Below are 20,160 nucleotides of genomic sequence, written 5' to 3'. Positions count from 1 at the left end.
AATGGAGTGCGTATGGAAGACCATGTTGAATTATTGACGGTATTAAAAGAGCTGCATCATATTTCCGGATTCCGCATTAGTGTGCACGACACAGCCTTTCGGGAAATTGCGGCCTACCCGCAGGAACCGGGCTGTTTTTGCGGCTTGGTGCAGAAAAATGAAAAAGCCCACCAGCTCTGTGTGAGCAACGACATTGCCACCTTTGAACTTGTCCGAAAAAGTCAGAAGGTATATATTTACCAATGCCATTTCGGCCTGTTTGAGGCGGTTGCGCCGCTTTACAGCATGGGTGAGCTGATGGGTTACATGATGATGGGGCAGCTGCTCGATACCTTCGCCGCGAGCCGCGAGCATGTGTATCAGGCAGCGCTTCCCTATGTAGTGGACAAGGATGCCCTTCGCCGCGCGGTGGACCAAATACCAATTAACACGAAGGAAATGATGCTGTCCTGCATCACCATTATGGATATCTGTGCAAAATACATCACCCTGAGCAACCGGGTGCTTCCCTCGAAAAAGGATTTGGCGGCGGAAATCAGGCAGTACATTTACCAGAATTACAATCAAAAAATCACAATTGACCTGCTCTGCAAGCATTTTTTCTGCAGCCGTTCCACTTTGATTAATACGTTTAAAAAAAATAACTGCGGTACCATTAACCAGTACTGCAATTCGGTTAAAATGAAAAAGGCGGCGGAAAGCTTGCTCTGTTCCGGAAAGTGTATTAAGCAAATTTCCGCAGAATGCGGCTTTGAAGACCAGAACTATTTTTCAAAGCTGTTTTATAAGTTTTATCAAATGTCTCCTACTGAGTACCGAAAATGCCATGGCACCGGCATTCGCAAAACTACGCCGGGATAATAGTTTCGGCTCCCGCGGGATGGCGGGTTCATTCCGGGTGCTGCAGCAGCGTACATTTAAAGGGTTTCGTGACCAAGGGCGTTTTCTTTCCATCTACGGCGGTATTCGGAGGGGGAAACCCCCATGTTTTCCCGGAATACATTGATAAAATAACTTAAACTTCCAAAGCCGCAGTCCAAAGCGAGGCTATGTCAAGAGAAGTTCGCAATTTGGGGACTCCACGAAATGAATTAAGCTGCGCTTAGCAGAAGTGTCTGAATCGATTTGGGATTCAAATATGCTCTGGAAACGGACCAGTCTTCAGCGTATTCCATGAGATATGTTGTAACCAACCGCAGATAGGAATCTTTGTTTGGGAATATCCCGACGACGTTGGTTCTGCGCCGGATTTCCTTGTTCAGCCGTTCCAGCATATTGGTCGATGAGATTTTACGGGCATCAAGCTCGGGGAATGCATAGAAAGCCAGTGAGTCCTCCAGCCCGTCTTCCAGAAGCTCGATTGCTTTGGGAAACCGCTTCCCATATTGCTCCGACAACTGTTTTGCGCGCTGTCGCGCTAATTGGACGGAAGGCGCCAGCCAGATTTCTTTCAGTTGGACCGCAAAGGATTCTTTTTCTTTCTGCGGTATATGGGCCAGAATATTTCGCATGAAATGCACTTTGCAGCGTTGCCAGGATGCGCCGGGAAAACTTTCTCGGATGGCGGCAATCAGCCCTTTGTTCGCATCGGAAACCACCAGCAGCGGTGTTTTCAAGCCGCGATCCAAAAGACTTTGAAACAACTGGGAATAGCTCTCTTTGGATTCGTCCAGCATCGGCTCCACGGCGAGAATGTCCCTGTGCCCTTGCTCGTTGACGCCGCAGACAACCATCACCGCCATGCTGACGACACGGCCATCCATACGGACTTTTTCGTACAGGGCATCCGTCCAAATGACAGGATAACGAGTATCCGTCAGAGAACGGTTGCGAAATTCCTGTACCTGTTCATTGAGCCCTTTTGTCATCTCACTGACCTGACTGCGGGAGAGGTTCTCTATCCCCAGACTGTGAGCCAACTTTTCCATCTTCCGTGTGGACACGCCCTGCACGAATGCCTCCTGAATAACCTGTACCAGCGCCGCCTCGCTGCGTTTGCGTTCAGTGACAAAGAACGGGATATATCCATGGCTGCGCAGCTTTGGCACCATGAGATACATCGTCCCTACGCGAGTATCCAGCCTCCGGGGACGATATCCGCAGCGGTAGTCACTTCGAGACGGATTGTGCGCATTCTTTTCCGCCCCCACAAGGCCGGAAACCTCCGCCTCCATCAGTTGAGCGCAGAGCCATTCCAGCATACTGAGCATCGGGTCGGGCTCCGCCATACATTTCAGTAGCAATTCCGTAAGATCTGTGTTATTCTTTCCTTGAGTCATTGGGACCAACTCCTTTTTGAATGTCTTGACACCATTCATTTTAAAGGAGTCCCAATGGCTTTTCTATACCTTCTCGAAATTGCGAACTTTATTGTACTCTATCCAAAGCGACTTCCAGAATTTTATTGTCTGTATTTTTCAGCATTTCGGCGGCCTGCAGCAGGCGCATGCGGTTCAGGTAACAAATCGGGCTTTTCAGGGTATACCGATGGAACATGCGGCTGTAATTTCCCTCGCTCATATGGCAAAACCGGGCCAGTGCCGCAACGGTGATTTTTTCGCCGTAATGATTCTGCATGTACCGAATGCTTTGCTTAATGTTCTCAATCGCCTGGTAGCCGGACTGAGAGGTTGAACGGCCACATTGGGACTGAGACACGGCCCAGACTCCTACGGGAGGCAGCAGTGGGGGATATTGCACAATGGAGGAAACTCTGATGCAGCAACGCCGCGTGAGGGAAGAAGGTCTTCGGATTGTAAACCTTTGTCCTTGGTGACGAAACAAATGACGGTAGCCAAGGAGGAAGCTCCGGCTAACTACGTGCCAGCAGCCGCGGTAATACGTAGGGAGCAAGCGTTGTCCGGATTTACTGGGTGTAAAGGGTGCGTAGGCGGCTCTGCAAGTCAGGCGTGAAAACTATGGGCTTAACCCATAGACTGCGTTTGAAACTGTGGGGCTTGAGTGAAGTAGAGGTAGGCGGAATTCCCGGTGTAGCGGTGAAATGCGTAGAGATCGGGAGGAACACCAGTGGCGAAGGCGGCCTACTGGGCTTTAACTGACGCTGAAGCACGAAAGCATGGGTAGCAAACAGGATTAGATACCCTGGTAGTCCATGCCGTAAACGATGATTACTAGGTGTGGGTGGTCTGACCCCATCCGTGCCGGAGTTAACACAATAAGTAATCCACCTGGGGAGTACGGCCGCAAGGTTGAAACTCAAAGGAATTGACGGGGGCCCGCACAAGCAGTGGAGTATGTGGTTTAATTCGAAGCAACGCGAAGAACCTTACCAGGTCTTGACATCCAACTAACGAGGCAGAGATGCGTTAGGTGCCCTTCGGGGAAAGTTGAGACAGGTGGTGCATGGTTGTCGTCAGCTCGTGTCGTGAGATGTTGGGTTAAGTCCCGCAACGAGCGCAACCCTTGTGATTAGTTGCTACGCAAGAGCACTCTAATCAGACTGCCGTTGACAAAACGGAGGAAGGTGGGGACGACGTCAAATCATCATGCCCTTTATGACCTGGGCCACACACGTACTACAATGGCCATTAACAGAGGGAAGCAAGACCGCGAGGTGGAGCAAAACCCTAAAAATGGTCCCAGTTCGGATCGCAGGCTGCAACCCGCCTGCGTGAAGTTGGAATTGCTAGTAATCGCGGATCAGAATGCCGCGGTGAATACGTTCCCGGGCCTTGTACACACCGCCCGTCACACCATGGGAGCCGGTAATACCCGAAGTCAGTAGTCTAACCGCAAGGGGGACGCTGCCGAAGGTAGGATTGGCGACTGGGGTGAAGTCGTAACAAGGTAGCCGTATCGGAAGGTGCGGCTGGATCACCTCCTTTCTATGGAGAACTGACCAGTTGAAAGAAACTGGTCTAACATCCAAGGTCGGTTACGGAAGCCTAATTTGAAAACGTTGTTTAATTTTGAAGGCCCTGAAAAGAGCTTTCAAGAAGTGGAAACAAGGGTAGAACAACCTGAGTGACGCTGCCTTTCATAATGGGGGTTTAGCTCAGCTGGGAGAGCGCCTGCTTTGCAAGCAGGAGGTCAACGGTTCGATCCCGTTAATCTCCACCACGGGCACAGCCCGAAAGACAAATGTGGCTATATGGGCACAAGAATTAAACCGGATAGCCTCTAGCCAGAAATATGGGCTTATAGCTCAGCCGGTTAGAGCGCACGCCTGATAAGCGTGAGGTCGGTGGTTCGAGTCCACTTAAGCCCACCAAAGCAAACAACGATGTTGTTTGCACGTGTACATTGAAAACTGAATAAAGAAGAAGCAGATAAAGCGAGAAAGATGTTATTTTTAATTAGAAATAATTAAATCTACAATTTCAAAGAACCAAGAAAACACATGGTCAAGCTACAAAGAGCGCAAGGGGAATGCCTTGGCACTGGGAGCCGATGAAGGACGCGACAAACTGCGAAAAGCTATGGGGAGCCGTAAGTGGGCATTGATCCATAGATATCCGAATGGAGCAATCCGGCTGGAGTCATGTCCAGTCACCGTATACTGAATTCATAGGTATACGGAGGGAACCGCCTGAACTGAAACATCTAAGTAGGGCGAGGAAGAGAAATCAAACGAGATTCTGCGAGTAGTGGCGAGCGAAAGCGGAAGAGGCTAAACCGGGGATAGCAATATCCCCGGGGTTCGGACGGCAATGTGGATGCTGGAATTTAGCAGAATGGCATGGGAAGGCCAACGAAACAGTGTGAGAGTCACGTATGCGAAAAAGGAAAGCGCCTAGCTGTATCCAAAGTACCGCCGGACACGTGAAACCCGGTGGGAAGATGGGGGGACCACCCTCCAAGCCTAAATACTACCCAGTGACCGATAGAGAAGAGTACTGTGAAGGAAAGGTGAAAAGGACCCCGGAAGGGGAGTGAAAAAGAACCTGAAACCTTGTGCTTACAAGCACCGAGAGCCCGTCAAAGGGTGATCGGGTACCTTTTGTAGAATGGTCCGGCGAGTGAATGTATCTGGCAAGGTTAAGGACTTCAGGTCTGGAGCCGCAGGGAAACCAAGTCTGAATAGGGCGTATGAAGTCAGATGTATTCGACCCGAAACCGGGTGACCTACCCATGTCCAGGTTGAAGTGGGGGTAAAACCCCATGGAGGACCGAACCGACTCCCGTTGAAATGGTAGCGGATGAGGTGTGGGTAGCGGAGAAATTCCAATCGAACCCGGAGATAGCTGGTTCTCTCCGAAATAGCTTTAGGGCTAGCCTTGTATTAGATTCCCGGAGGTAAAGCACTGAATGGTCTAGGGGCCGAAAGGTTACTGAAGCCTATCAAACTAAGAATGCCGGAGAATTGATGTACAGGAGTCAGACAGCGTGAGATAAGTTTCGTTGTCAAAAGGGAAACAGCCCAGACCCACAGCTAAGGTCCCAAAATATGGTTAAGTGGAAAAGGATGTGGGGTTGCACAGACAACCAGGATGTTGGCTTAGAAGCAGCCACTCATTAAAAGAGTGCGTAATAGCTCACTGGTCGAGTGACCCTGCGCCGAAAATTTAACGGGGCTAAATCATATACCGAAGCTTGGGATTCCGTAAGGAATGGTAGGAGAGCGTTGAATAAGGGGTGAAGTCAGAGCGGAAGCGCTGGTGGACTTTATTCAAGTGAGAATGCCGGAATGAGTAGCGCGAAATGTGTGAGAATCATATTGGCCGAAAGTCTAAGGTTTTTGGAGGAAGGTTCGTCCGCTCCAAGTAAGCCGGGAGCTAAGGTGAGGCTGAGAAGCGTAGCCGATGCACATACGGTTGAAATTCCGTAGCCGCCAAAAGATTTAAGTAAGAGGACACCTGAGAAGTGCATAACCCGGGCGATGGTTGCCCCGGGCGTAAGGGACCGAAATTAGAGTAGGGAAGTATGCATGAATCAGGGCGAGAAAAGTCTTATGTATATCTGAGGCGCCCGTACCGCAAACCGACACAGGTAGACAGGAAGAGAATTCTAAGGCCAACGGGAGAAGGGTAGTTAAGGAACTCGGCAAATTGACCCCGTAACTTCGGGATAAGGGGTGCCACAGCAATGTGGCCGCAGAGAATAGGCCCAGGCAACTGTTTAGCAAAAACACAGGTCTCTGCCAAATCGTAAGATGACGTATAGGGGCTGACACCTGCCCGGTGCTGGAAGGTTAAGAGGAGATGTGCAAGCATCGAATTGAAGCCCCAGTAAACGGCGGCCGTAACTATAACGGTCCTAAGGTAGCGAAATTCCTTGTCGGGTAAGTTCCGACCCGCACGAATGGTGTAATGATCTGGGCACTGTCTCAACTACCCGCCCGGCGAAATTGTAGTACCGGTGAAGATGCCGGTTACCCGCGACAAGACGGAAAGACCCCATGGAGCTTTACTGCAGTTTAATATTGGGTTTCGGTAGCTTATGTACAGGATAGGTGGGAGACTGGGAAACCGTGGCGCCAGCCGCGGCGGAGTCGTCCTTGGGATACCACTCTTAAGTTGCTGAAATTCTAACCTGCGGCCGTGAATCCGGCCGGGGGACATTGTTAGACGGGCAGTTTGACTGGGGCGGTCGCCTCCAAAAGAGTAACGGAGGCGCTCAAAGGTCAGCTCAGCACGGACGGAAACCGTGCCTTAGAGTGTAAACGCACAAGCTGGCCTAACTGCGAGGGTGACGGCCCGAGCAGTAACGAAAGTTGGAGTTAGTGATCCGGCGGTATGAGAGTGGAATTGCCGTCGCTCAACGGATAAAAGCTACCCTGGGGATAACAGGCTGATCTCCCCCAAGAGTCCACATCGACGGGGAGGTTTGGCACCTCGATGTCGGCTCATCACATCCTGGGGCTGTATTCGGTCCCAAGGGTTCGGCTGTTCGCCGATTAAAGTGGTACGCGAGCTGGGTTCAGAACGTCGTGAGACAGTTCGGTCCCTATCTGTCGTGGGCGCAGGATATTTGCGGAGAACTGTCCTTAGTACGAGAGGACCGGGATGGACGCACCTCTGGCGCACCAGTTGTCATGCCAATGGCACAGCTGGGCAACTATGTGCGGATCGGATAAACGCTGAAAGCATCTAAGCGTGAAGCCGGCTCCAAGATAAGATATCCCACAGCGTAAGCTGGTAAGGCCCCTTGAAGACTACAAGGTTGATAGGCTGCGTGTGTAAGCACGGTAACGTGTTCAGCTTGGCAGTACTAATAGGCCGAGGGCTTGACCATATTTTTTGGTTTGCCCAATATGCAGTGCACACTGCATGACGCTTTCTGTTTCGCATCTTTATTCAGTTTTCAGTGTACACAATGAGCTTCTGACGAAGCACAACACTGATGGTAACGGCGGGAAAAGACCGCGGAGCTGCACCATTAGCTCAGTTGGTAGAGCACCTGACTCTTAATCAGGGTGTCCCGGGTTCGAGTCCCTGATGGTGCACCAAAGGAAGTCGGAACAGGGGCCAGGCACCTCTGACCTCTGAATCTGGCTAAAAAGTGCGATATGTGGCCCGTTGGTCAAGCGGTTAAGACACCGGCCTCTCACGCCGATAACGGGAGTTCGATTCTCCCACGGGTCACCAAATTTTAAAAAAGAATAACCAAGGTATTTACACAGCAATGTGATAAATATAGAGTTGGTGCTGATGATGATGAGGGTCCACCCGTTCCCATTCCGAACACGGAAGTTAAGCTCATCGATGCCGAAGATACTTGGCTGGCGACGGCCCGGGACAATAGGAAGGTGCCAACACATTAAAAAAGACATCCGTTTGGATGTCTTTTTTGCTGTCTGCAATTGTTAATTATTCGGTATTACATGAACCAAACGTCTTGATTAGTGGATGAAATTGCAATTGCACCCGCGTTCAAAGCGGTTAAGATATCTTCTTTGTCACTGATGAGTCCGCCTGCAATAATAGGCTTTTTAATCTCCGAGTTCAGTTTCTTGATTATTTTCGGCATCAGGCCCGGAAGAATCTCGACTAAATCGGCGCTGTCAGGCTGGTCGGCTTTACGAATGTTCTCCAGAGCAAGGGAGTCCAGCACGAAAAAGCGCTGAACCGTCAGCAGTCCGTGTGAATGCGCGGAACGGATGAGGGAAGGCTTCGTTGAAATTATCCCGTCGGTTTTTGTATTTCGGGCAAGGTATTCAACGGCGGCCTCGCGTGCAGACAGTCCATCCAGCAAATCAATATGCACAAAGACCGATTTTCCCGCTTCTTTTAAAAGAGATACAATTTCTGTGATGGTGTTGATATTGCCGTACAGAACAAAAACTACTTTGCTGTCGCAGTGCAGGCATTGATGAAGACCGCTGTCATTTTTAATCGCAGGGATTACCGGTACGTTTTCTAAATCCGCAAATAGTTCTTTTTGATTCATAACTTCTACTTCTCGATAGAGTACAATAAAGTTCGCAATTTCGAGAAGGTATAGAAAAGCCATTGGGACTCCTTTAAAATGAATGGTGTCGAGACATTCAAAAAGGAGTTGGTCCCAATGACTCAAGGAAAGAATAACACAGATCTTACGGAATTGCTACTGAAATGTATGGCGGAGCCCGACCCGATGCTCAGTATGCTGGAATGGCTCTGCGCTCAACTGATGGAGGCGGAGGTTTCCGGCCTTGTGGGAGCGGAAAAGAATGCGCATAATCCGTCTCGAAGCGACTACCGCTGCGGATATCGCCCCCGGCGGCTGGATACTCGCGTAGGGACGATGTATCTCATGGTGCCAAAGCTGCGCAGTCAGGGATACATCCCTTTCTTTGTCACGGAACGCAAACGCAGCGAGGCGGCGCTGATACAGGTTATTCAGGAGGCGTTCGTGCAGGGCGTGTCTACACGGAAGATGGAAAAGCTGGCTCACAGTCTGGGGATAGAGAACCTCTCCCGCAGTCAGGTCAGTGAGATGACAAAAGGACTCAATGAACAGGTACAGGAATTTCGCAACCATTCTCTGACGGATACCCGTTATCCTGTCATTTGGACGGATGCCCTGTACGAAAAAGTCCGTATGGATGGCCGTGTCGTCAGCATGGCGGTGATGGTTGTCTGTGGCGTAAACGAGCAAGGACACAGGGACATTCTCGCCGTAGAACCGATGCTGGATGAATCCAAAGAGAGCTATTCCCAGTTGTTTCAAAGTCTTTTGGATCGCGGTTTGAAAACGCCGCTGCTGGTGGTTTCCGATGCGAACAAAGGGCTGATTGCCGCCATCCGAGAAAGTTTTCCCGGCGCATCCTGGCAGCGCTGCAAAGTGCATTTCATGCGAAATATTCTGGCTCATATACCGCAGAAAGAAAAAGAATCCTTTGCAGCCCAACTAAAAGAAATCTGGCTGGCACCTTCTCTCCAATTAGCCCAACAGCGCGCAAAGCAGTTGTCGGAGCAATATGGGAAGCGGTTTCCCAAGGCAATCGAGCTTCTGGAAGATGGGCTGGAGGACTCACTGGCTTTCTATGCATTCCCCGAGCTTGATGCCCGTAAAATTTCATCGACCAATATGCTGGAACGGCTGAACAAGGAAATCCGGCGCAGAACCAACGTCGTTGGGATATTTCCAAACAACGATTCCTACTTGCGGCTGGTAACAACATATCTCATGGAATACGCTGAAGATTGGTCTGTTTCCAGAGCATATTTGAATCCTAAATCGATTCAGACACTTCTGCTAAACGCAGCTTAATTTATTTCGTGGAGCCCCTAAATTGCGAACTTCTCTTGACACAGCCAGGTATTTGTACTTTACCGCAAAGGGAAAATACAAAGCGCAGTCCGTGGGGTATTTGTTCCGATTATGGCAACCTTAGGTTCATTGTTTATTCTTTCCGGCGGTCTGCAGAGCCGGCTGTTCGTTTTCTATGCTGCGTTCTGCATCATTGTGGTTTTGATTTCCTTCGCATATTACAAACGTAACCATGCCCGATAATTTATAAAAAAGCAGCCGGCACAGGGATACAATCCCTGTGCCGGCTCAGCCTGTCGAAAAAGTCCAGTGAAAGCTGGGCTTTTTCGTTGTAAAATGGTAAAATATAGACAGGTGATGAAAGATGCTGGAACGGGAAAAACTACGCAGAGATGCAGTGGAATTTGTGAATACAGACCTATTGGTGCCGGGAAATCATCTGCTGCGAAAGATTGACAGCGCGGTAGATTTTAGCCATATTTATGATTTTGTAGAAGATTTGTATTGTGAGGGCAACGGTCGTCCCAGTGTGGACCCGGTCGTCCTGTTTAAGATTGTTCTGATCCAGCATCTGTACGGAATTCCCTCTTTACGCCGGACGATGCAGGAAATCAATATGAATATCGCGTATCGGTGGTTTCTGGGATATACACTGAACGAGGAGCTGCCGCATTTCTCCACTGTGAGTTACAATTTTAAGCACCGGTTCACAGAGGAAACCGTGGAGCAGGTGTTTTCGTGGATTTTGCAGGAGGCAAATTACGCCGGATATTTGGAGCCGGAAGCAGTATTTGTGGATGGGACGCATATCAAAGCAAACGCCAACATCAACAAAAAGATCAAAAAGGCAGTTCCTCAGGCGGCAAAGCGATATGCCTCAGAATTAATGGAAGAGGTTAACGCTGACCGGGAAGATCATGGGAAGAAGCCATTCGACAGTACTCCGAAACCGCCGAAGGAAAAAGAAATCATGGTGTCCAAAACAGACCCGGAAAGCGGGTTGTTCCAAAAGGGAGAACACAAGAAGTGCTTTGCCTACGAAGCACATACGGCCTGCGACAAACACAATTTTGTCCTTGACGTTGAGGTGACTCCGGGAAACGTACATGACAGTGTAGCATTTGACGCGGTCTATGGCAAAGTGACTCAACGGTTTCCTGAAATTGAAACGGTGGTGGCGGACGCCGCATACAAAACGCCGCATATCTGTAAACGGGTGTTTGACGACGGGCGGGTACTTTCCACAGCATACAAGCGGCCAATGACCAAAGCAGGAAATCTGGAATGGTGGAAGTATGTATACGACGAATATTATGACTGTGTGATCTGCCCGGAATATCAGGTTCTGCATTATGCAACAACCAACCGTGAGGGATACCGGGAATACAAAAGCCGGAGTTACATCTGCGAAAAATGTCCATTCCGTTCTCGCTGCACCGAGAGTAAAAGCTGTACGAAAACCGTAACGCGGCATGTGTGGCAGGATTATGTGGAGCTTGCGGAAGATATCCGACACACACCGAAATACAAAGAGCTTTACAAAAAACGAAAAGAAACCATTGAGCGTGTCTTCGCCGATGCAAAAGTGAAATATGGGATGCGGTACACGCTCTACCGGGGCTTAACTCAAGTGACGAATTGGGTTAAGCTTAAGTTTGCTGCCATGAATCTCAAAAAGCTGGCAATGTGGAAATGGAGGGATGGCCATCCCTCCGGGTTTTTATTGATTTTACTTTGCTTATTTTCCTATCCTGCATATTATCAAGAGAACCCATCCTTCGTTTAACCGCGTTGGATGGGTTCTTCGACAATCTGAGCCGGCACAGGGATACAATCCCTGTGCCGGCTTTTTAAAACAACAATGATAATTCATCAGCCTGAAGAACTGTGTCCAAGCAGTACTTCAGGCTGATTGTGTTTGACTAGACGAAAGATGATGGGAATGCAATTAGAATACAGCATAATTATGGAGTTTTTATGTAGATTTGAAAATAATTCACAGATAGAGCAGCCGGTTCAGACATCAACCAGAACCGGCTGCTTTTACGATTACGGCTGCTTCTTGCGACGCCATAAAATAACTCCTGCGGCTGCGATTACGATCAGTATGCAGCCAATAAAAATTGCAGAATTTGTGCTGTTCTGTAATTCTGTGCTGATTGAAGAAGAAGACGTACTGCTCTGAGAAGAGAAAGATGGTTTGGAATTTGGGTTTCCTGATGTACTGGATGTAGGTTTACTGCTTTCGCTTTCTGCAGTCGCGCCGTAAATTTTCGACTCGCTGACAATATAATCCGAGCAGTGAACAATATCAAATTTTAGCCACCCGCTGTTATCGACAGCAATATCGGATTTTACTGTTTCCAATCTGTTTAGCTTTGGATTATAGTAGTACACAAATACATTTTTGCCCGCATAGCTTGGAATCTTTACCTGTATAGTGGCATTGCCTGGGAGCTTTCCTTCATAACTGAAGTGGAGGTTGGTAAATTTAGTATATTTTGTCAGTTTACGGATTGCATCTGTATTTGGTGAAGTCTGGCTTATTCTGGTGTCAAGGTAATTACCGTTTAAAGATGTACTGGTAATGCCGGAGCCGTTAAACTGCCATTTGTACCAGCCGCCGTCTAGCACTACTGACTTTTTAGTTTGATGTAAGCTCGCGAATAAATCCTTGCCGATATTGAACCGATCAGCAACACTAACAGATACAATATCGCTATTGCGCGAATTCGTAATCCGGTTAATTTCTTCAACCGGAAGTATGGTTTTTGACTCATTATCGGTTGGGTTTTGAGGCGGTTGGGTCTTATCCGAGTTGCTTGATGCAGTTGCCGCAGGTGTTAATGGAACCAGCTGTTTGAGGGCTGTTGCTAATGCAGCTTTTGCATCATCAATTTGCTTCTGTGTAGCTTTTCTGGATGACTGGATGGACAGTGCCTTATTTAGAGCATCGTGAAATGCCTTTAAGGAATCCACAGTATAGTTTCCTTTCATATTCTGCGCGGCTTTAACAGTTTGGGTGAGAGAAGTGCGGTTTACACTGATCTTACTGCTTTCGAATGCTGCCTTTGCTGCTTGCAGCTGAGATAATGCCGCTTCGACTTCCTCCTGAGTAGTAGCAGTATTCAGAGCCTGCTGGGCAGCAACGATGGCCTTCTGAAGCGCAGCAATGGCAGCAGGAGGATACTGGCCGTCATATTGGCCGATTTGACCAGCTTGTGGAATCGATTTTATTGTGGAGTTAATGGCATTTTCAAACTTGGTCTTATCAATCGGCAACGGTTCGAGGAAACCTCCGCCTCCAGAATGGTTTGATGGTATTTGGGATACCGTTATGTGAATTTTATTGGTTTCCACAGTTACCGGATTACCTGATTTGTTATTCAGAGTTACCGATGCCCATACATCCGCAGAACCCTCTTTTATCGCAGAAATCTTTCCGTTGCCAGTTACACTTACCGTATTGCTGTCACTGGACAAGTATTGAATCGTTGCATTTGACAGAGAAGCGGGTGTTCCATCGTTGTTAAGCGCATTTGCTAATACAATAGAATCTGTTTGTCCTACACTAAGCTGAGTATTGCTGCACTGAGCCGTCACAGACGCTAAAGAACCTGGCTCAGATCCACCGGTCAATTCATAGTTATGGCCGGCCTGATATGCGAATTTGATGCTATGGTTTACTGTATTACAGGTGAAGCTGACTGGTTTATTGATGGTTGTATCTCTGACTTTCAGTGTTTCTGCGGACCATCCTGTATTGTTGTTTACAATCTTTGAAGTTGTTTTTCCATCAATGTAAGTATAATCATATGTGGAGCCGTTGTTGGCAATGGGAAATACCTCCACAAAATAATTCCCCTTCTTTTGCATGTCTTCACCGACTAAAACGCCTTTGCCGCCCACGAAAGCCGGAATGTTGTCAATTGGATGAGCACGGTTTTTCAGAAGTTTCGGGCCATCGAATGTCTCGCCGGTAGAGTAGTCAATCCACTTTCCTTCAGGCAAATAGACGTCGCGCGAATCAGCAGTCAGAAAATCCGTTCCGAACTGTGGTGCTGCCAGAAGGCTTTCGCCAAGCAGCCATTCGTACTGGCGATCTGTTGTGTTCGCCATTTTGCCGACGTAACTGTCATTAGGATAGGCTATATATAGGGGGGTAAGGGAATACGGGTAACCCGTTTGCCAACTCTTTAAAGCTGCGTCATAAATATATGGTGCATAAGTGCTGTGCCAGTTAATGGCGTTAAACGTTGCCTGCTTATAAGCCTGATTATCCATTTTTAAGGCGTTGATGCCGACGGATGCACTGGGATTTAAAGCAGCAAACTGCGCGTTGCGAACTAAATATTTCTGGTAACTCGGATTTGAAATTGTTCCGCCTGTTCCGCCTATGATGTCAGGATATACATTGGAAATACCGCTTGCAGCATAGGCGAACGTGTTGATCGGCATTCTGTCAGGGGAAGAGTTGAAGCTATTGTTGCTTGTACCGTAATTAGCATCGTTGATTCTTAAAATATCTCCCGACAGGGAATAAGCGCCGTTTCTCATGATCATGACATCGTTGTCCTTGTTGATCATATAGGACAGTACGCGGTTCCAGTTGCCATCGTGATAGGTTCTGTCGTTATTCAGTACCATCGTATCTTCTTTAAAGCCGTCTACGCCCCAAAGGTTGGCATTCTTGCGGTACCATTCCAATGCGTTTGGATTTTCGCCGTCAATATAAGCCGTTAAGCCTCTGGTACGATTTCCGCATGGATATTTTGCATGGATTGTCATGAGACTTCCGTCTTCATTTTTTAGGAAATAACCATTTGCAAGTCCTTCGTTGACGAAATTTCCGTCTACCTCAGGATGCCAGTCTCCACCGAGGGATTGAGGAAGCTTAAGGTGGACACGTAGACCAAGCATGAGTTTTATGTTCTTGTCTTTGAAAAACGATTTGATTCCTGCCGGGTCGGGGAATCTGGGGTTTGGCATTCCCTGAGCAGTGTCGTTTCTGCCTGCCGGATCTGCGGTATCGTCCCACATGCCGAAACTCGTAGTGGTTCCTTCCATACCAGAGCGGTCACCTTTCCAGAAACCGGAACCGATCACTGCCCAGGTAATATTGTAACCTTCATTCAGGTAATCCTGAACGGTGCTCATTACATTGGACTGATAAGCGTTCCATCCCAGTGCGCCGAAAGCTTCCCAGCCGAGCCCGAACATTTCATAATGAGGTTTTGTATCTTCATAACCTTCCTGGTTACGGACATTGCGGTAATCTTGATAGATTTGTTTCATGTCACCGAAAAAGTAATACAGTGTGGTCACTTTGTCTGTCTCAAGAACGCCAAGTTTGGTCTCGGTTGCGTTAATCACTACACGCTTGTCCGCTTCTTCGAATAAAACCTGTGCGAACCCGCGCTGCGGTGCAACGGAGAAATTAGAGATAAAGCGTATCGGGCCTCCGTCCTGATTCGTAAAGCTGCCTGCAGTTGTGCGGTTGACACCGAAAACGTTGGTGCTGGGACGCACGTTAGCACCGGTGTCGGTTACGGCGCCGTAGTCTCCAAGGCCGTACATGGGATTGATATTCCCTTCCACTCTTGCATCAATGGTATATTTATTTGATGATGCTGGAGGGGTAACCGGATTCTGGGCAGGATCGCCGTCATAAGAGATAATCCCGCTTCCTGTTATGGTCCATTTTGTTAAGTCTCCGTCAAAGGTGTCACTGAAGGAAGCGCTGCCTGTAACGGAAAAGTTGTTTACTTTCGCAACAGTGGTGCTTGCCAGTACACCGGCGGTTCCCTTTGGAAGAGAACTGTCGGTGGCTTGAATTACCGGAACGCCGTCCACAAAACAGTTTATGCTGTTGCCGGTTAACTCGGCTTTTAAGTTATAGAATTTATCGTAAGAATAATTAAATGAAACTTCCTGAAGAACGGTCTCCGTCCCGTTTTGTTTTTTTATCAGTGAGACATACCCAAGTTTTAAAAATCCAAAACGGTAATAATTGTTGCTGTCCGTGTAGCGCATAACCAGTGAATCGGAGGTCTGTTCGTCGTTCATTTTAAAACTTGTGTCAGCGCTGACGGTATAATCGGCCCACTGAGTGCCTTGTGTTACAATGGCAGATGAAGCCGGACTGGCATTGAGAAGAAGATATTTGTCCGTCAGCTGTCCATCAGGATTTTCGGAGCGGTTTTCCGTTTTAAGCTCCATGGAAGTATTGTCTTTGGAATTTAATAAATCCGATTCTTCAACAAAATCCCCCGATATCTCCGCCAGAGTTTTGGAGTCAAAATCATTTTGGTAGTAGATTTTCGAAGGGTCAATGTTATCGTAGACTTTAATGTCGTCGATGCAAGCATAGTCGTCATAAATTCGGAACCCACATCCGCCAAGCAGAGAGGCGGCCGGTGCTGTGGCATCATTGGCATCAAACATCAGCTGGTCATTTAAATAACCTTTGACGCTTTTTCCGGAAACCACCATTTTCATGCGGTACCAGTTGTTTGGCTTAATACCAGAGATTGTCTTATCCCCCAGAGAGGCAGACGTACCAGCTGCGTCTAATCTTTTCAGGGCGGTATCACCGTTTTTTAAATAAAAAAGGTGGTAGGCGTTTTTGGCTTGAAAGTGTGAAAAAATCCCGCTGCTGCTTTTTGTATCCGTTTTATTTTCGAATCTCACCCGGGACTCAAACGTGTAGTTATCATCCGGAATATCTATACTTGTCAGTTTTTTAACTGATACAGCAGTAAGGCTGGACGGCTTTATATACAGATATGTATTGATATTTGGATCATATGCCGGAATTGGAGTGATTGTGCCGTCTGCAGCGATATGCTCGGCTCCGCTGCTTCCCAGCATGGTTTCCCATTTTGTATGCTGCCAGCCGGTGATTCCATCTGTATTCTCAAAATCCAGATTAGCATAATTTGTTGCTCCGTCATTACTGGAGACGATAATGTTATCGAAGCTGGCATTCGCCTTATCGGCTCTTAACCCACAGCCTCCTTGAAGCTGTGCGCTGGTCGCCGAGCTATCTGTTGCATTAAAAACGAGTGTATCATTGATATAGCATTTTATTGTTTTTCCTTCTACAACCATTTTTAAATGATACCATGTGTTGACCGCAATAGTAATTGCTTTTCCTTCGCTTGTGATTGAGCTAGAGAGATCAACTGTTGGAGATCCTAGACGTTTTAAACCGATTGCCCCAGGTTTAATAAAGAAAAGGTGAAAGGCATTGTTTGCATTATAATGCGAAAATACTCCGACCGAGGTGGTACTTCCTGAATCCAACTTAACGTCGGATTCAATTGTATAATCACTTGGCAAATTTGGAGTTACCAGCCGTTCTACTGTCGCATTCACTTTATCATTTGTACCCAGAACATGCAGGTAACAGCTGGACTCAGAGGAAGTAAGCATTGCGGTTTGAGTTGCAGAGTCCTTGTAACTGGCAGCCTGAATTTCAGGAAGATTGCTGACAAGGCTTTTTGCCTCGCTTCCCGTCTTTGGAATAATAGAGAACTTTACATAATGGTCAAAAAGCTTAATACTGACATTTGCTTTGTCATTGTTTGTATTTGTTACTTCAAAATTTGCAGTGTCACCGTCCAGACCCATAAATATGCTGGAACTCACTTCATAAACGGTGCCGCCTGCCTTTCCAAAACATATACCGGAGGACGAGTGCATGTCGGCGTATGCCGTTCCGTTATCGGGTCGGTAGAACCCGTAGCGGAATCCTTTTTTTGCTACTTTTACGGTGTAGTTTGGCGTTTGAATTACTACCGTGTCGCCGTCTGTCGCAGTAAATTTGGATTCTGCGAATGCCTGCAGGCTGATGCTGCTCAGGATAATGAGCAGAGAGAGAACCAGTGCAAAAGTTGACTTAATGCATTTTTTCATAATTTCCTCCCATTTCTTGAGCCAGTAAATTTCCGTTTTTATCTCTGGCTTTTTGTATCAATTCGTCGGTGAATTGACTAGATATTTCCAACATTTGCAGTGGTATTATATATAAACCTTTTATCGCTATCAACCGTATACAAAATACTTAATAATTTTTATAAAAATAGTGATATCAAATCTAAAAATCCTTAAATGCCGCTTGATAATCTAAAAATATTAATACAAGAAGACAGAAGATGTACTGGAATTAAAGATTTATACAAATTCTTTTGAACATTCTTTGTGATTTTTACATTCCATTGAATCTATTCCTCAAATCGATATAATCAAGTCGTAAGGTACGAAAAGCAGTCGATATTTCGATTCTAACCGTATCGGGATGCAGAGGGGGAAGAGAGAATGGAAACGTACAGATTTGACGTGGTGGTCGCCGGTGGCGGGGTTTCCGGCGTATGTGCGGCAATTGCTTCCGCGAGAGCGGGTGCGAAGACTGCGCTGATTCAAAACAGGCCGGTTCTGGGCGGCAACTCCAGCAGCGAGATCAGGGTTTGGACAAGAGGCTCCGTAGGCGGCGGCACCATTTTCGCAGAGGAAATGGGCATTCTCGGCGAACTTAAGCTGCACAATTTTAAAATCAATCCGGATTTTAATCCGGTTTTATGGGACGAAGCCCTGTTTGATAAAGTTTATTTGGAGAAGAACATACAGCTTTTCCTCAATACCAATATAACGGATGTTTCCATGCAGGATTCCGGAAAAATCGGTTCGGTGGTTGGCTATCAGCTTGGTTCCGGAAGAACGATTCGCTTTGAAAGCTCCATGTTTATCGACGCAACCGGAGACGGTACAGTGGGATTCCTTGCCGGAGTAAACTACCGTTTCGGGCGTGAAGACAAGGCAGAATACGGGGAAAGCCTGACCCCAAAAGTGAAAGACAGCAACGTTCTTGGCAGTTCCATCATGTTCCAGTATAAAGATGAAGGAAAGCCGATTCGCTTTGAAAAGCCCGATTATGCTTATGACATTCCTTATATCGAAGCGCTGCTTAACAAAGGCGGCCGTGTGGTAAATGAAAAGATGAACGGCTGCGATTACTGGTGGGTGGAATTTGGCGGTACGCACGACACAATTTTGGAAAATCAGGAAATCGGAATTGAACTGAAAAAGCTCGTCATGGGTATTTGGAATTACATAAAGAATTCCGGTAAATTCAATGCGGATACACTCACGCTCGAGTGGATCGGCCAGATGCCCGGAAAACGGGAATCCCGGCGTTTTGTCGGGGAATATACGCTGACGCAGAACGATGTGGAACAGGGCAGGTCTTTTCCTGACGCTGTGTGTTACGGTGGATGGTATATGGACTTTCATCCGAGCGACGGAATTTATTCGGAAGAAAGTTTTTGCCTTCAGGTTCCGGTACACGCGTATAACATTCCGATGCGAAGCCTTTACACTTCAAAAATGGATAATTTGCTGTTCGCCGGCCGGAATATCAGTGTCAGTCACGCGGCATTTTCCTCGACGCGGATTATGGATACCTGCGGGCTGGTCGGTCAGGCGTCCGGTACAATCGCAGCCTTCTGTGCACTTCAAAACTGCACTCCGCACGAAGCAAATCAGAAATATATCACAGAACTTCAGCAGAAGCTGCTGAAAAGTGATATGACCGTCTGGGACTTGAAAAACACCGATGAATCAGATCTGGCACGCTCGGCAGCCGTAACCTGCTCCGAAGTCAGAACCCCGGAAAGTTTACGGGGCGATGGGCTCGCTGATATTTCCGGTGGCACCTTCCTTGTCTGTCCGGTTACGAAAGAAAATGCCCGACTTACGGTTGCGGTCGAGTGTGAAAAGGATACGGAACTGGAATACGCCGTTTATGAGTCCCGCCTTCCTTCCAGACTGATTCACGGTTCCTTAGTCGGTACTTACACTGTGCCGGTTCGTAAAGGACAGGAAACCATTGAACTCGATTTGTCAGCCGCGGCAAACCCGATTTATGTAAAAATTGTATTTCAGGATAATTCGGACGTTAAGATAAAAACCACTTCCGACGGTCTGACGGGATTATTACTCGGGCGTAAAGAACGCTCATCCTTTGAAAGTCCCTGTGTTTCGGCGGTTGACTGTATGGATTACGGGTGTGAAAACGTGGTGAACGGTTATAACCGTATTGAGTACGGCACGAACCTCTGGAGTTCAGGCAGCTTGGAGAAGCCGCAATGGCTTGAGTTCACGTGGGAGCAGCCGAAAGAATTTTCACAGATCCGCATGACGTTTAACCCGGATTTGTCCAGCGAAATACCGAGTTCCATTTCCAAGGTTTCGAATGACCACCACGGATTTGTACGTGGCAAAAATCCAACCGCTTCGCTGGTGAAAGCATTCCATGTGGACATTTATCAAGACGGTCAGTGGCAAAAAGTCGCCGCGGTAAATGCCAATACGGAAAGACTCTGTATTGTAAATATGCCGGTTCAAAAGTCCGAAAAGATTCGGATTTGTTTTGACAGGACGTACGGCTCTCCCTATGCTGAAGTGTTTGAAGTCAGAATCTATTAACATATCACTTGATACGAAAGG

Annotated in this window: 8 protein-coding genes, 4 tRNA genes and 3 rRNA genes; 11 read left to right on the top strand and 4 right to left on the bottom strand. The window is 47.6% G+C overall.

Translation table 11 applies throughout. The annotated features are described in order from the left end of the window. The first annotated feature begins 12 nt into the window (after positions 1-12). Complete coding sequence (locus tag ACSVDI_RS13850; RefSeq protein WP_457943693.1) at positions 13-861, top strand: PocR ligand-binding domain-containing protein; 849 nt, start codon at positions 13-15, stop codon at positions 859-861. 56 nt (positions 862-917) lie between these two features. On the opposite strand, the gene ACSVDI_RS13845 is transcribed toward ACSVDI_RS13850, so the two are convergent. Both ACSVDI_RS13845 and ACSVDI_RS13840 read right to left on the bottom strand, forming a co-directional pair. Further along, positions 918-1,040, bottom strand: a complete 123-nt coding sequence (locus ACSVDI_RS13845; RefSeq protein WP_457943691.1) for an AraC family transcriptional regulator — start codon at positions 1,038-1,040, stop codon at positions 918-920. 51 nt (positions 1,041-1,091) lie between these two features. Further along, entirely contained in the window at positions 1,092-2,279 is a 1,188-nt protein-coding gene (locus tag ACSVDI_RS13840) for an IS256 family transposase (RefSeq protein ID WP_135661204.1), read from the bottom strand. 119 nt (positions 2,280-2,398) lie between these two features. Between ACSVDI_RS13840 and ACSVDI_RS13835 the strand changes: the two genes are divergently transcribed. From ACSVDI_RS13835 to rrf, 7 genes are all read left to right on the top strand, one after another. Continuing rightward, positions 2,399-3,845 (top strand): 16S ribosomal RNA (locus ACSVDI_RS13835). Positions 3,846-4,004: 159 nt separating this feature from the next. Then, a tRNA-Ala gene (locus tag ACSVDI_RS13830) sits at positions 4,005-4,080 on the top strand. Between the two features lie 74 nt (positions 4,081-4,154). After that, positions 4,155-4,231 (top strand) — tRNA-Ile (locus ACSVDI_RS13825). A 131-nt stretch (positions 4,232-4,362) separates the two neighbouring features. Next, positions 4,363-7,194, top strand: a 23S ribosomal RNA gene (locus tag ACSVDI_RS13820). Between the two features lie 138 nt (positions 7,195-7,332). Beyond that, positions 7,333-7,408 (top strand) — tRNA-Lys (locus ACSVDI_RS13815). A 64-nt stretch (positions 7,409-7,472) separates the two neighbouring features. Continuing rightward, positions 7,473-7,547, top strand: a tRNA-Glu gene (locus ACSVDI_RS13810). A 53-nt stretch (positions 7,548-7,600) separates the two neighbouring features. Next, positions 7,601-7,717, top strand: a 5S ribosomal RNA gene (gene rrf / locus ACSVDI_RS13805). The 16S, 23S and 5S rRNA genes sit together here with 4 tRNA genes alongside, the layout of an rRNA operon. A 62-nt stretch (positions 7,718-7,779) precedes the next feature. Here rrf and ACSVDI_RS13800 read toward each other — a convergent pair. Continuing rightward, positions 7,780-8,412, bottom strand: coding sequence for a glycerol-3-phosphate responsive antiterminator (locus ACSVDI_RS13800; protein ID WP_457943690.1), 633 nt, complete (start codon positions 8,410-8,412; stop codon positions 7,780-7,782). A gap of 54 nt (positions 8,413-8,466) precedes the next feature. Between ACSVDI_RS13800 and ACSVDI_RS13795 the strand changes: the two genes are divergently transcribed. Further along, positions 8,467-9,654 carry an IS256 family transposase gene (locus ACSVDI_RS13795; RefSeq protein ID WP_457942554.1) on the top strand — a complete coding sequence of 396 codons (1,188 nt, stop codon included), beginning with the start codon at positions 8,467-8,469 and terminating at the stop codon, positions 9,652-9,654. A 364-nt stretch (positions 9,655-10,018) separates the two neighbouring features. Then, positions 10,019-11,440 (top strand): IS1182 family transposase, encoded by a 1,422-nt coding sequence (locus tag ACSVDI_RS13790; RefSeq protein WP_283109454.1) that lies wholly within the window; start codon positions 10,019-10,021, stop codon positions 11,438-11,440. A gap of 263 nt (positions 11,441-11,703) precedes the next feature. Here the strand turns inward: ACSVDI_RS13790 and ACSVDI_RS13785 are convergent, their stop codons facing one another. Beyond that, positions 11,704-17,571 (bottom strand): family 16 glycoside hydrolase, encoded by a 5,868-nt coding sequence (locus ACSVDI_RS13785; protein ID WP_457943688.1) that lies wholly within the window; start codon positions 17,569-17,571, stop codon positions 11,704-11,706. Positions 17,572-17,973: 402 nt separating this feature from the next. On the opposite strand from ACSVDI_RS13785, the gene ACSVDI_RS13780 reads away from it, so the two are divergent. Beyond that, a complete protein-coding gene (locus tag ACSVDI_RS13780) occupies positions 17,974-20,139 on the top strand; it encodes an FAD-dependent oxidoreductase (protein ID WP_457943687.1) in 2,166 nt (721 codons plus the stop codon). Positions 20,140-20,160: the final 21 nt, after the last annotated feature.

This window comes from Caproiciproducens sp. LBM24188 (assembly GCF_054130445.1).
This window is presented reverse-complemented; position numbering and strand designations above follow the sequence as displayed.

What these genes read in the sequence shown, in the direction of transcription:
- ACSVDI_RS13850 (WP_457943693.1), top strand. Translation starts at nt 13, where the DNA reads ATGGAAGACCATGTTGAATTATTGACGGTATTAAAAGAGCTGCATCAT.
- ACSVDI_RS13840 (WP_135661204.1), bottom strand. Translation starts at nt 2,279, where the DNA reads ATGACTCAAGGAAAGAATAACACAGATCTTACGGAATTGCTACTGAAA.
- ACSVDI_RS13800 (WP_457943690.1), bottom strand. Translation starts at nt 8,412, where the DNA reads ATGGCTTTTCTATACCTTCTCGAAATTGCGAACTTTATTGTACTCTAT.
- ACSVDI_RS13795 (WP_457942554.1), top strand. Translation starts at nt 8,467, where the DNA reads ATGACTCAAGGAAAGAATAACACAGATCTTACGGAATTGCTACTGAAA.
- ACSVDI_RS13790 (WP_283109454.1), top strand. Translation starts at nt 10,019, where the DNA reads ATGCTGGAACGGGAAAAACTACGCAGAGATGCAGTGGAATTTGTGAAT.
- ACSVDI_RS13785 (WP_457943688.1), bottom strand. Translation starts at nt 17,571, where the DNA reads ATGAAAAAATGCATTAAGTCAACTTTTGCACTGGTTCTCTCTCTGCTC.
- ACSVDI_RS13780 (WP_457943687.1), top strand. Translation starts at nt 17,974, where the DNA reads ATGGAAACGTACAGATTTGACGTGGTGGTCGCCGGTGGCGGGGTTTCC.